The organism is Streptomyces sp. NPDC059002 (assembly GCF_042740435.1).
GTDB lineage: Bacteria > Actinomycetota > Actinomycetes > Streptomycetales > Streptomycetaceae > Streptomyces.
The window spans coordinates 39,567-52,818 of record NZ_JBHYJI010000003.1; the positions used below are offsets into that span (position 1 = coordinate 39,567).

The 13,252-nt window shown below is 69.0% G+C and carries 9 protein-coding genes; 3 read left to right on the top strand and 6 right to left on the bottom strand.

Annotated features, from left to right (window positions below):
• Nucleotide 1 precedes the first annotated feature (1 nt).
• The 6 genes from ACFWZ2_RS03870 to ACFWZ2_RS03895 all read right to left on the bottom strand — a co-directional run bounded on the left by ACFWZ2_RS03870 (nucleotide 2) and on the right by ACFWZ2_RS03895 (nucleotide 6,247).
• The gene (locus ACFWZ2_RS03870; protein ID WP_384541357.1) at nucleotides 2-919 is read right to left on the bottom strand and encodes a hypothetical protein; all 918 of its coding nucleotides are present in this window, start codon (nucleotides 917-919) and stop codon (nucleotides 2-4) included.
• A 37-nt stretch (nucleotides 920-956) separates the two neighbouring features.
• A complete protein-coding gene (locus tag ACFWZ2_RS03875) occupies nucleotides 957-2,198 on the bottom strand; it encodes an alpha/beta hydrolase family protein (RefSeq protein WP_384541360.1) in 1,242 nt (413 codons plus the stop codon).
• Between the two features lie 136 nt (nucleotides 2,199-2,334).
• Nucleotides 2,335-3,105 (bottom strand): succinate dehydrogenase/fumarate reductase iron-sulfur subunit, encoded by a 771-nt coding sequence (locus ACFWZ2_RS03880; RefSeq protein ID WP_384541362.1) that lies wholly within the window; start codon nucleotides 3,103-3,105, stop codon nucleotides 2,335-2,337.
• Nucleotides 3,102-5,030, bottom strand: a complete 1,929-nt coding sequence (locus ACFWZ2_RS03885) for a fumarate reductase/succinate dehydrogenase flavoprotein subunit (RefSeq protein ID WP_384541365.1) — start codon at nucleotides 5,028-5,030, stop codon at nucleotides 3,102-3,104. The genes ACFWZ2_RS03880 and ACFWZ2_RS03885 overlap by 4 nt, the downstream gene beginning before the upstream one ends.
• The gene (locus ACFWZ2_RS03890; protein WP_384541367.1) at nucleotides 5,030-5,866 is read right to left on the bottom strand and encodes a hypothetical protein; all 837 of its coding nucleotides are present in this window, start codon (nucleotides 5,864-5,866) and stop codon (nucleotides 5,030-5,032) included. The genes ACFWZ2_RS03885 and ACFWZ2_RS03890 overlap by 1 nt, the downstream gene beginning before the upstream one ends.
• Nucleotides 5,867-5,944: 78 nt before the next feature.
• A complete protein-coding gene (locus tag ACFWZ2_RS03895; protein WP_384541370.1) occupies nucleotides 5,945-6,247 on the bottom strand; it encodes a hypothetical protein in 303 nt (100 codons plus the stop codon).
• A gap of 358 nt (nucleotides 6,248-6,605) precedes the next feature.
• Here ACFWZ2_RS03895 and ACFWZ2_RS03900 point away from each other — a divergent pair, with 358 nt between their 5' ends.
• The 3 genes from ACFWZ2_RS03900 (at nucleotide 6,606) to ACFWZ2_RS03910 (ending at nucleotide 13,199) form a co-directional block, all read left to right on the top strand.
• On the top strand, nucleotides 6,606-8,921 hold the full coding sequence (locus ACFWZ2_RS03900) for an ABC transporter family substrate-binding protein (protein WP_384541373.1): 2,316 nt from the start codon (nucleotides 6,606-6,608) through the stop codon (nucleotides 8,919-8,921).
• A gap of 284 nt (nucleotides 8,922-9,205) precedes the next feature.
• On the top strand, nucleotides 9,206-11,080 hold the full coding sequence (gene typA / locus ACFWZ2_RS03905) for a translational GTPase TypA (protein WP_384541375.1): 1,875 nt from the start codon (nucleotides 9,206-9,208) through the stop codon (nucleotides 11,078-11,080).
• A 490-nt stretch (nucleotides 11,081-11,570) separates the two neighbouring features.
• Nucleotides 11,571-13,199 carry an ABC transporter substrate-binding protein gene (locus tag ACFWZ2_RS03910; RefSeq protein ID WP_384541378.1) on the top strand — a complete coding sequence of 543 codons (1,629 nt, stop codon included), beginning with the start codon at nucleotides 11,571-11,573 and terminating at the stop codon, nucleotides 13,197-13,199.
• The last annotated feature ends 53 nt before the right edge of the window (nucleotides 13,200-13,252 follow it).

Below are 13,252 nucleotides of genomic sequence, written 5' to 3' on the forward strand. Positions count from 1 at the left end.
CCTATCCCCGGCCCAGGATCAACAGCCCCGGCAGCTCCGCCGTCTTGTCGTTGTCGCCGGGGCGCAGCCCGGAGTCGGGACGGTTCTTCCAGGTCATCGTGACGAGCGGGGTGTCGCCGTCGCCGATGTGCACCTTGGAGCCCTCGTAGCGCGCGCCGGGGGCGGTCTTCTTGCGGAGGGCGGCGGCGGTGGCGGCGGCCGCCTTCTTCGATGCGGTCCGTGCGCACAGCGTCTCCGAGGACGACGTGCCGTCCTTGCCGAGGCGTCCGCCGATCGCGAGGAGCGGGACGTCCGCGTCCTCGCGCTCGGCGTAGTACGACGCCTCGTACACATCGCCCAGGCACTCGGCGACGGCCGCGTACGCCTTGTCGTCGCGAAGGGATGTGCCGGGTGCGGTGAGGCCGAGGGTGGCGTCCGCGCGGTTGGTGGCGCGGGTGGCGTCGGAGATGTCGTAAGTCCCGGGCTCGCCGGGCTTCTTGTAGCGGGTGCCTCCGTCGGTGTCCGTGGCCTTGTAGCCCTGCTTCTTCATGGCGCGCGCGACGGCGTCCGTGTCGAACCGGCCGGTGAGCAGGGTGCTGTCGCCGACCAGGACGGATGTCCGCACGTCCTTCTCGTCGAATCCCCAGTTCTTGCGGACGCTGCCGCCCGTGTAGCCGCGCTGGATGACTTCGACGATTCCGTAGCCGTCGAGGCCGCGGTAGAGCGAGGGTTCGGCGGCGACGAGCCGGCGCAGGGTCCGCACGTCGCGGTACGTCACCGCCTGGTCGGACGCCGACGCGGGGATCGCGTCGAGCGCCCGCTCAAGGCCGGTCCCGTCCTCGCCGCCCCCGTCGTCCCCGCCGGGGAGGGAACAGCCGGCCGCACTCACGCCCAGCACACCGGTGAGGAGCACGGCCAGGAAGGGGCGGCGTATACGCATGCGCGGCAGTGTGGCACAAGGGATCGGCCGAGAGGGCTCACCCGGTGAACTCCACCTCCGGATACCGTCCCGAAGGGCCGTCGAGGAGTCCGTCGTCCTTCTCCTTCAGCCATCGGTCGAAGAACGAGGCCACGTACGCCCGTTGGGCCGCGATCGCCCGGGCCGGGTCGACGGTGCCTATGTTCTTCTCGACGGTCTTGCGGTCCACCCCGGCCTGCGGCAGGAGGGCGGGCAGGTCGGTGTACGTCTGGTGCCGAGAGCCGCGCAGCGTCAGGTTCCGCTGCCAGCCGGTGCTGTGGGACAGGAACGCGCGCCAGGAGGGCTCGGTCGGGCGGTCGCTGCCCATCAGCAGGAAGGGGCGGTCCAGGCCGTGCCGGGCGACCGGCATCAGGTGGGTGCCGGTCGGCTCCGGGTTGAACTCCAGCGTGCCGTCCAGGTCGACGCCCGCGGTGACCCTGCGGTCCTCGTACATCGTCTGGGCGGCGGCGATCCCGCCCGCGGACTGGCCGAACATGCCCACGCGCCGCCGGTCGACGACCTGGGACAGGCCGTGCGGCAGTGAACCGAGGCTGTCGAGCAGGAACTTGGAGTCGGCGACGCGCACATCGGTGGTCTTCTTGAGCAGGTCCGGCACGGTGTCGTTCTTCTGCGCCTCTTCGTAAGCCTTCAGCAGTGGCCCGGCGTCCTTGACCGAGCCGTCGGGGAACTGCACCCCCGGATTCTCGTAGGTGTGGTCGATGGTCACCACCACGTAGCCGCGGCTGGCCATCTCCTCGACGAGCGCGGTGCCCCAGGTGCGCGGGTCGCCCGCACCCGCCGCGTACACGAGCACGGGGCGCCGTCCGCCCCGCGTGTCGGCGGGGGCGCCCTCGCGGGCGTGCGTCCGCGTGGCGGCGAAGTCGAGCGTGCCCTTCGGGATGTCGTGCGGCGAGGTGGCGTCCCAGCGGGCGGCGGCGCCCGGGGCCATGTAGGGCGCGCGGGAATGCCCTTCGCCGGAGCCGGGCGCCGCCGGGTACCAGACGCTGATCATCAGTTCGCGGTACGGCTGCGCGGGTACCCACGGGTCGTGCCGCGAGCGGTCGACGAGCCGGGCGGACACGGTCCCGATGCCGTGCGGCCCGGTGGGTGCGGGCAGTTGGGCCGCGACGGCTCCGGTCGCCGCTCTGGCCCCCGTCGCCCCGGTCGCCGTGCCCGCCCGCGGGGCCGCGGACGACGACACCGGAAGCAGGGCCGCCGCGAGTCCGGCGGTGGCGAGCCCGATCAATGTACGACGTGTCAAGGCCGAAGGGGTCGAAGGGGCCGAGGATGCCGAGGAGGAAGTCATGCCCCCATGCTGGTTCCGCGGGGCCCGCCGAACCATGGGGGCATGCACGAGAATTCCTCTGGGGGATTACCCCCAGGCGTGGTCGCGAGGGTCAGTTCTCCCGCCGTCGGATCTTGTTCCCCAGCCACACCAGCGGATCGTACTTGCGGTCAACGGCCCGCTCTTTCAAGGGAATCAGGGCGTTGTCCGTGATCCTGATGCCCTCGGGGCACACCTCCGTGCAGCACTTGGTGATGTTGCAGTAGCCGAGCCCGTGTTCGTCCTGGGCGGTCCGCTTGCGGTCGAGTCCGGTCTCCGCCGCCGCGTCCAGCGGATGCATGTCGAGTTCGGCGACCCGCATCAGGAAGCGCGGCCCCGCGAAGGCGCCCTTGTTCTCCTCGTGGTCGCGCACCACATGGCAGGTGTCCTGGCACAGGAAGCACTCGATGCACTTGCGGAACTCCTGCGAGCGGTCCACGTCCGTCTGCTGCATGCGGTACTCGCCGGGACCGAGGTCCTCGGGCGGCACGAAGGCCGGGACCTCGCGCGCCTTGGTGTAGTTGAAGCCGACGTCCGTCACCAGGTCCCGCACCACGGGGAAGGCCCGCAGCGGCGTCACCGTGATGACCTCGTCGGGCTCGAAGACCGACATGCGCGTCATGCACATCAGGCGGGGGCGGCCGTTGATCTCCGCGGAGCACGAACCGCACTTGCCCGCCTTGCAGTTCCAGCGCACCGCGAGGTCGGGCGCCTGGGTGGCCTGGAGCCGGTGGATGATGTCGAGCACCACCTCGCCCTCGTTGACCTCGATCTTGAAGTCCTCCAGGGCGCCGCCGCCGGTGTCCCCGCGCCAGACCTTGAATTGCGCGTCGTACGAACTCACTCGTACAGCTCCTCTTCGGCCAGGTACTTGACCAGCTCCTCCTTCTCGAAGAGGGCGAGCAGGTCGGGGCGGATGGGCTCGGTGGTCACGCGGACCAGGTCGATCTGGCCGCGCACGGGATCGGTGGCCGCCAACCCCCCGCTGGGGTCGGCGAGTTGGCAGAGCAGATTGACCCGGCGCCACTCGCGGTTCATCGTCGGATGGTCCTCGCGGGTGTGGCCGCCGCGGCTCTCCGTGCGCTCCAGGGCGGCCCGCGCCACGCACTCGCTGACGAGCAGCATGTTGCGCAGGTCGAGCGCGAGGTGCCAGCCGGGGTTGAACTGCCGGTGGCCCTCGACCCCGGCCCGCCTGGCCCGCACCCGCAGGTCGGCGAGCTTCTCCAGGGCCTGCTCCATCTCGCCCTCGCGGCGGATGATGCCGACCAGGTCGTTCATGGTCTGCTGCAGTTCCTGGTGGAGGGTGTACGGGTTCTCCGGGGTCGCCCCGTCCTCGGGCCCCTCGGCGCTGAACGGCCGCAGTGCCTCGGCGGCCGCGGTGTCGACCTGGACGTCGTCCACGACGGGCCTCGCGTCCAGGCCCGCGGCGTACCGCGCTGCGTGCAGTCCCGCGCGCCGGCCGAAGACCAGCAGGTCGGAGAGGGAGTTGCCGCCGAGCCGGTTGGAGCCGTGCATGCCGCCCGCGACCTCGCCCGCGGCGTAGAGCCCGGTCACGCGTCGCGCGGCCGCGGTGTCGGAGTCGACCGCGATGCCGCCCATCACGTAGTGACAGGTCGGCCCGACCTCCATCGCCTCCGCGGTGATGTCGACGTCGGCGAGTTCCTTGAACTGGTGGTACATGGACGGTAGTCGGCGCCTGATGACCTCGGCGGGCATGCGTGTGGACACGTCGAGGAAGACGCCGCCGTGCGGCGATCCGCGGCCCGCCTTCACCTCGGAGTTGATGGCGCGGGCGACCTCGTCGCGGGGGAGCAGCTCAGGGGGGCGGCGGTTGTGGTCCGGGTCGTCGTACCAGCGGTCGCCCTCCTCCTCCGACTGGGCGTACTTCTCCTTGAAGACGTCGGGGACGTAGTCGAACATGAACCGCTTGCCCTCGGAGTTCCTGAGGACCCCGCCGTCGCCGCGCACGGACTCGGTGACGAGGATGCCCTTCACCGACGGCGGCCAGACCATGCCGGTCGGGTGGAACTGCACGAACTCCATGTTCAGGAGCGGCGCCCCGGCGAGCAGTGCGAGCGCGTGCCCGTCACCGGTGTACTCCCATGAATTCGACGTCACCTTGAAGGACTTGCCGATGCCGCCGGTGGCGAGGACCACGCTGGGCGCTTCCAGGACGAAGAAGCGGCCGGACTCGCGGTCGTAGCAGAAGGTCCCGCTGACCCGGTCGTCCTCTTTGAGGACCCGGGTGACGGTGCACTCCTGGAAGACCTTCAACCGGGCTTCGTAGTCACCGAATTCACGGAAGTCCTCCTGCTGCAGCGCGACGATCTTCTGCTGGAGGGTGCGGATGAGTTCGAGGCCCGTGCGGTCGCCGACGTGGGCGAGGCGCGGGTACTCGTGGCCGCCGAAGTTGCGCTGGGAGATCCGCCCGTCCGGGGTGCGGTCGAAGAGGGCGCCCCAGGTCTCCAGCTCCCAGACCCGGTCGGGTGCCTCGCGCGCGTGCAGCTCGGCCATCCGCCACTGGTTGAGGAACTTGCCGCCGCGCAGGGTGTCGCGGAAGTGGACCTGCCAGTTGTCGCCGGAGTTCACATTGCCCATGGAGGCGGCGATGCCGCCCTCGGCCATCACCGTATGGGCCTTGCCGAACAGCGACTTGCAGATCACGGCCGTACGGGCACCCTGCTCACGGGCCTCGATGGCGGCCCGCAGTCCGGCACCGCCCGCCCCCACCACGACAACATCCCACTGCTGCCGCTCCACTTGAGACATCAGAACAACCTCGGATCGTCGAAGGCGCCGCTTGAGATCAGGAACACATAGAAGTCGGCGAGCGCCACGCTCACCAACGACGCCCAGGCAAGCAGCATGTGACGGGCGTTCAGTTTTCCTACCCACTGCCACATGCGGTACCGCACCGGATGCTTGGAGAAGTGCTTGAGCTTGCCGCCGATGATGTGCCGGCAGGAGTGGCAGGAGAGGGTGTACGCCCAGATCAGCACGATGTTGACGACAAAGACGAGCGTGCCGAGGCCCATGTGGCCCCACTCGTAGTGCTCGTCGCGGAAAGCGAGCACGGTGTCGTACGTGAGAATGCCCGCGACCGGCACGGCGGCGTAGAAGAAGTACCGGTGGATGTTCTGCAGCACCAGCGGGAAGCGGGTCTCACCCGAGTACTTCTTGTGCGGTTCGGCGACCGCGCAGGCCGGTGGCGAAGCCCAGAAGCCGCGGTAGTACGCCTTGCGGTAGTAGTAGCAGGTCAGCCGGAAGCCGAGCGGGAAGATCAGGATGAGCAGCGCGGGGGACAGGCCCCACCAGCCGCCGAAGATCTCCCAGTTGGGGCCCGAGCGCATCGGCTCGCAGTTCTCCGCCAGGCACGGCGAGTAGAACGGCGAGACGTAGGGCGCCTGGTAGTAGTCCGTGTTCGCGAAGGCCCGCCACGTCGAGTAGACGACGAAGGCGAGCAGCCCGGCGGCGGTCGCCGCGGGCGCCAGCCACCAGCGGTCGGTCCGCAGATGGGCAGCGGCGATCGCGGCGCGCGTGCCGTCGCGTACTCCGCCGCCGGGGGCCGTGCCGCTTTTCGGTTGGGGTTCCGTGCCGGTGGCCAACGAGGCTCCACTCCTTCGTCCTCGGTTAGGGGAGGGGCTCTGCGGTGCGTGGCTCAGGGCGGTGCGGTGCGGGGTGCGTCAGGGCGCGTGGCGGTCGCGGGCGCCCAGGCCCTCGTCGTCGGAGTCCGTCCACAGAGAGCTGTCGTACGGCGTATCGGGGATCGTCACCAGGTCGGGGGCGCGTGGCCGCTCGCGCGGGGGCGGGGCGGCCGCGCGCAGCAGGGCGACGCTCTCCCGCAGATGGTCGGTGTCCGTGCGCACCCGGCGTACGTCAACGCTGCCCGCCAGCTCGTCCCCGGCCTGCCGCTCCAGCTTGCCGACGGTGCGGACCAAGTCGTCGACGCAGCGCTGAACGGCCGTCAATTCATCGTGCAGAGCCATGACTTGCCCTCACTTCAGGTGTGCGGTGGCAACGCTCATGCGCCTGCGAGTGTCGCGCGTCACATCCCGGCTTGTGAAGAGATCTGCACCGATTGCCGGATCGCGGACCCGGAATGCGCCGGATCACGCGCCGATCGCGCCGACCGCGACCGAAAGTGTCCGCCGGTGACCGGCCTATTGGGCCGCACGAGTGGGATCTGGACGCCCGCACGTCGTGCCTCCGTCGTGCGACGTATCCCGTCGCCTTCAGTGGGGCGATAGATGTGATCAGCTCCATATACCCCCAAACGTGATCAAACCCGGCCCCGGACCTGGCAGCGTGCGGCCGGGCCGGCCCCGGACCCCGGAGGTACCAGCCATGTCCCACGACCGCGCAAGAGCCGTCGGCGTCAGATCTGTCGTGTTCCTCGCGACGGGGGTGCTGGCTCTGCCCGCCCTCGCCGGATGCAGCTCGAACGACGAGGCCGGACGGCCGACCGCGGGTCAGGACGTCGCGCCCGCGGCACGGGACCTGGTCGCCGACGGGGGCACCATGAAGTGGGCGGTCGACGCACTGCCCGAGACCCTCAACTCCTTCCAGGCGGACGCCGATTCGGGCACCTTGCGGATCGCGGGCGCGGTCCTGCCCGCGCTGTTCCGGCTGGACGCGCAGGGCAGGACGCAGCCCGACACCGACTTCCTGGAGTCGGCGAAGGTCGTCGAGCGCGAGCCCCAGCAGGTCGTCCTGTACAAGCTGAACCAGCAGGCCGTCTGGAGCGACGGCCGGGAGATCGGCGCCGACGACTTCGCCGCGCAGTGGCGGGCCCTGTCCGGCAAGGACACCGCGTACTGGACGGCGCGGAACGCGGGCTACGACCGCATCGAGAAGATCGAGCGGGGCGCGAACAACCTGGAGGTGCGGGTCACCTTCGCCAAGCCGTACGCGGACTGGCGCTCCCTCTTCTCGCCGCTGTACCCCAAGCAGGTCATGGGCACCCCCGACGGCTTCAACGACGGCGCGCGCCGCAAGCTGAAGGTGACCGCGGGACCCTTCACGCTCGCCGACATCGACCGCAAGGCCGGTGACGCCACCCTGGAGCGCAACCCGCGCTGGTGGGGCAGGCCCGCCAAGCTCGACAAGCTCGTGCTGCACGAGGTGGCGCGCGGCGAGCGGGCCGAGGCGCTCGCCGACGGCGACGTCGACCTCGCCGACATCGACCCGGCCCAGGCGGACCGCATCACGCTGGCCGCCCGCGACAAGGGCGCCCAGGGCCCGCTCACGCACGGCCCCGGATCGACGATCACCCCCGGCAGGGCACTGCGCTCCTGGGCGATCGCCAACGGCTCCGACGAGGAGGCCGCGGAGACCGAGGCGCTGGCCCGGTCCAAGACGCGCAAGGCCGTCAAGAAGTACGCGAAGGAACAGTCGGGCCTGCGCGGCTACGTCGTCCGCAAGTCCCTGGAGCCCGCCTACACCCAGCTGGCGCTCAACGGCTCCGAGGGCCCGCTCGCCGACGACCGGGTGCGCCGCGCGGTGGCCCGCGCCCTGGACCGCGAGCAGCTGGCCGAGACCGTCCTCAAGCCGCTCGGCCTGCCCGCCGAGCCGGTCGGCAGCCACCTCGCGCTCGCCGGGCAGCAGGCGTACGCCGACAACAGCGGGGCCCTCGGCGAGCAGGACACCGCCGAGGCGCGGGCGCTGCTCGCGGACGCGGGCTGGACGCCGGGCGCCCCCCTCAAGGACAAGAAGGCCAGGACCGCGGGCAGCGAGGCCGACGCACGCAAGAAGGCGCGCGACACCGATGAGGGGTCGGAGGGCTCGGAGGACGACGGGACGTACATCGTCGGCGAGGACGACGGTAAGCCCGGTGACAACGGCACCACCGTGCTCGCCCCCGCCCCCGCGGCCGCCTACCAGCGGGCCGCGCTGAACCGCCAGGCCGATGTCCTCGGCCCGCGCCGCGAGGCCGAGAAGGAGCAGAAGAAGGACCCGGGCGGCCACGCCAAGCAGCACGCCGACAAGCAGTCCGCCGCCCAGTCCAACGCGGGCTCCAAGGACCAGGCCAAGGGCGGCGCCCCCGGCGCGTACGCCCCCAGGGGCACCGCGGCACCGGCCGCGGTGGGCGGCCCGCTCGCCAAGGACGGCAAGTCGCTCACGCTCCGTTTCGTGCTCCCCTCCGGCGAGGGCTCGGAGCCGCTGCGCGCGGTGGCCGACCGGATCACGCGCATGCTGGAGCGGATCGGCGTGCGCACCGAGGTCTCCAAGGTCGCCGACGACAGCTACTTCAAGGACCACATCGCGTCGGGACAGTACGACCTGGCCCTCTACTCCTGGCCCGCCTCGGCCTTCCCGGCCACCGACGCCCGCCCGATCTTCGCCAAGCCCGTCCCGGCCGCGGACGGCTCGCTGAACGTCGAGCAGAACTACACGCGCGTCGGCACCGACCACATCGACCAGCTCTTCGACCAGGCGGTCGGCGAGCTCGACGAGGACACGACCCGCTCCCTGGTCAAGAAGGCCGACGCCCGGATCTGGGCCGAGGCGGGCTCCATCCCGCTCTACCAGCGCCCCCAGCTGGTGGCGGCGAGGCCGAACCTGGCGAACGCGGGGGCCTTCGGCTTCCAGTCCCCGGAGTACGAGGACATCGGCTTCCTGAAGCCGGGCGCGAAGCCGTCGGCGAAGCCCTCGGAAAAGTGACGTACACCGAGTCTTCACGCATCTGACGCTCAGATTCCGCTCAACTCACTTGCCCGCCGGACACCCCGGCGGGCAAGGTCGTGCCTACCCATTGACCTGCGGATTCCCCCCTCACCCCGGTTGCGGCTCAAGCCCCCTCGCCGCTGCTCCGAAGACCCCGCGGAGGCCGCCTCCGTCCGGGCCACGTAGACTGGGGTAAGGCCGTGGCGTGTTCTGCCCGGCAGGGCACGCGTACCGGACCGTACGCGCCGCCGTCCACTCTTCCCGGGAGAAGCGCAGCTCGTATGCCCACGCGCCACGACATTCGTAACGTCGCCATCGTCGCCCACGTCGACCACGGCAAGACGACCATCGTCGATGCCATGCTCAAGCAGGCCGGCGCCTTCGCCGCGCACGCCGCGGAGTCGCTCGACGACCGCATGATGGACTCGAACGACCTGGAGCGTGAGAAGGGCATCACGATCCTGGCCAAGAACACGGCCGTCAAGTACCACCCCAAGGACGGTGGTGACCCGATCACCATCAACATCATCGACACCCCCGGCCACGCCGACTTCGGCGGCGAGGTCGAGCGCGGTCTGTCGATGGTGGACGCGGTCGTCCTCCTCGTCGACGCCTCCGAGGGTCCGCTGCCGCAGACCCGCTTCGTGCTCCGCAAGGCCCTCCAGGCCCGGATGCCGGTCATCCTGTGCATCAACAAGACGGACCGCCCGGACTCCCGGATCGACGAGGTCGTCAACGAGACGTACGACCTCTTCCTCGACCTGGACGCCGACGAGGACCAGATCGAGTTCCCGATCGTCTACGCCTGCGGCCGTGACGGCATCGCCTCGCTGACCAAGCCGGAGGACGGCACCGTCCCCGCCGACAGCGAGAACCTGGAGCCGTTCTTCTCCACGATCCTGGAGCACGTCCCCGCTCCGGAGTACGACGAGGAGGCCCCCCTCCAGGCCCACGTCACCAACCTGGACGCCGACAACTTCCTCGGCCGTATCGCGCTCTGCCGCGTCGAGCAGGGCGAGCTGCGCAAGGGCCAGACCGTCACGTGGATCAAGCGCGACGGCTCGCAGCAGAACGTCCGCATCACCGAGCTGATGATGACCGAGGCGCTCACCCGCAAGCCGGCCGAGAAGGCGGGCCCCGGTGACATCTGCGCCATCGCCGGTATCGCGGACATCATGATCGGCGAGACCCTGGCCGACCCCGAGAACCCGATCGCGCTGCCGCTGATCACGGTCGACGAGCCGGCGATCTCCATGACCATCGGCACCAACACCTCGCCGTTGGTCGGCAAGGGCGGCAAGGGCCACAAGGTCACCGCCCGCCAGGTGAAGGACCGCCTGGACAAGGAGCTGATCGGTAACGTCTCGCTCCGCGTCCTCGACACCGAGCGTCCCGACGCCTGGGAGGTCCAGGGCCGTGGTGAGCTCGCGCTCGCGATCCTCGTCGAGACCATGCGCCGGGAAGGCTTCGAGCTGACCGTCGGCAAGCCCGAGGTGGTCACCAAGCAGGTCGACGGCAAGACGTTCGAGCCCATCGAGCGCATGACGATCGACTCGCCGGAGGAGCACCTCGGCGCCATCACGCAGCTGATGGCGACCCGCAAGGGCCGCATGGAGACCATGACGAACCACGGTTCGGGCTGGATCCGCATGGAGTGGATCGTTCCGTCCCGCGGTCTCATCGGCTTCCGCACGGAGTTCCTGACCCAGACCCGCGGCACCGGCATCGCGCACTCCATCTTCGAGGGCCACGAGCCGTGGTTCGGCGAGCTGAAGACGCGCAACAACGGTTCGCTCGTCGCCGACCGCTCCGGCACGGTCACGCCGTTCGCGATGATCAACCTCCAGGAGCGCGGTGTCATCTTCACCGAGGCCGGCACCGAGGTGTACGAGGGCATGATCATCGGTGAGAACTCGCGCTCCGACGACATGGACGTGAACATCACCAAGGAGAAGAAGCTCACCAACATGCGTGCGGCTTCCGCGGACTCCACGGAGAACGTCGTGCCGCCGCGCAAGCTCTCGCTCGAGCAGTCCCTGGAGTTCTGCCGCGACGACGAGTGCATCGAGGTGACCCCGGAGACCGTGCGTATCCGCAAGGTCGTCCTCGACCAGAAGGAGCGCGGCCGCGCCGCGTCGCGCGCCAAGCACAACTGACGCCCGCGCACCGCCGGTTGGTAAACATCCGGCGGTGCGTTCGGCACGTATGAGGCCGGTTTCCGCCGCCCCTTCGGGGAGTTGGGCGGAAGCCGGCCTCTTGCGTTTGCCCTGACGGTACGGTGTGGCCACTGTCGCGTGAAGACGTCCGCGGCAACCCTTTTTCGGCTGCGGAACGTCCGATATACGGACGTCACTGACCGTTAGATGTGTAACACGTCCGTTTCGCAACCATCTATCTCGGATCGGTTTGTCCGGATTTTGGAAGTTGTACGTGCCAGGTGTGATTGAACCGAGACCAAAAGGGTGTGGTCGGGCGGTACCTCATGGCTAATAGTTGACCGCGTATAGCTCGGGTCAATGGGTCACGCGCTGTGGGGAGCGCCGACTCACGAGCACACTGGGGTACTGGATCTTCGCCGTCAGGGGTGTCGGCGCGATTTCGTACCCCCTCTTGTAGTGGACAAGTGGACTCATGAGGAGGAACCCCATGCGTGGTGCCAAGAGCGCCAAGTGGGTCGCGATAGCCGGTGTTGTGGCGCTGACCGCCACCGCTTGTGGCGGCGGCAGCGACAGCAGCGACGATGCCAATCGCAAGGTCGACCCCAAGGGGATCGTCAGCTACGCCAACGGTGAGCCGCAGAACGCTCTGCAGCCGTCCAACACCATGGAGGCGTACGGCAGCGTCGTCATCGACGCGCTCTTCACGGGCCTGGTGTACTACGACAAGCAGGGCAACATCACCTACGAGAACGCCGAGTCGGTCAAGCCCGACAAGGCGAACAAGGTGTGGACCGTCAAGCTGAAGCCGGGCTGGAAGTTCCACAACGGCGAGGCCGTCACCGCCAAGTCGTACGTCGACGCCTGGAACTGGGCGGCCGACCCGGCCAACGGCCAGCAGAACAGCTCCTGGTACCGCGACATCGTCGGCTACGACGACGTGCACCCGGAGAAGGGCAAGGCCAAGAAGAAGGAAATGTCCGGCCTCAAGGTCGTCGACGACAACACCTTCACCATCACGCTGAACTCCGGCATCCCGTACTACGCGTACAAGCTGGTCTACAAGCCCTTCTTCCCGCTGCCCTCGGCCGCCCTGAAGGACCCGAAGAAGTACGGCGAGGCGCCGGTCGGCAACGGCCCCTACAAGTTCAAGAGCTGGGACCACAAGAAGTCGATCAAGGTCGACGCGTGGGCCGGTTACAAGGGCGAGGACAAGCCCAAGAACGGTGGCATCGACTTCAAGGCGTACACGACGCCGCAGGCCGCGTACAACGACCTGCGCTCGGACAACGTCGACACGATGCCGCTGATCCCGGACAGCGAACTCGCCAACTTCAAGCAGGACTTCGGCGACCGCGCCATCGAGCAGGACTTCTCGGCGATCAACACGGTCAACCCGGCCTTCTACAGCAAGACGTTCAAGGACATGGACGTCAAGGTCATCCAGGGTCTGTCCATGGCGATCGACCGCGACACCATCGCGAAGACCACCTTCGCCGGTACGCGCGAGTCCGCCACCGGCTGGGTCGCCAAGGGCGTCAAGGGCTACAAGGCCGGCGCCTGTGGCGAGTACTGCAAGTTCAACCCGAAGAAGGCCAAGCAGTTCGTCAAGGACGGCGGCGGCGTTCCGGGCAACAAGATCTCCATCCAGTACAACGCCGACCAGCCGCACAAGGGCTGGGTCACGGCGGTGTGCAACAGCATCACCAAGTCGACCGGCGTCCAGTGCGTCGGCGACCCGAAGACCGACTTCCAGGCCGACACCGAGGTGCGGGACAAGAAGGAAGTCAAGGCGATGTACCGGTCGGGCTGGGTGCTCGACTACCCGTTCAACGGCAACTTCCTCGCCGACCTCTACGGGACCGGCGTCGACGGCAACAAGGGCGGCTTCTCGGACCCGAAGTTCGACGAGCTGACCAAGAAGGCCGACCAGGCCAAGACCATCGACGAGTCCGCGGAGCTGTACCAGAAGGCTGAGAAGCAGCTGGTCAACTCGTTCCCGGGCATCCCGCTCTGGTACAACAAGACGCTCTCCGCCCACTCGAAGAACGTGAAGAACGTGGTGTTCGACCAGGCCGGTGACCCCGTCCTGTCCGACATCGAGGTCTTCAAGAAGTAGTCGACGGAAGTCCGCCCGAGAAGCGACGCCCGGTGACCCCGGGCGTCGCTTCG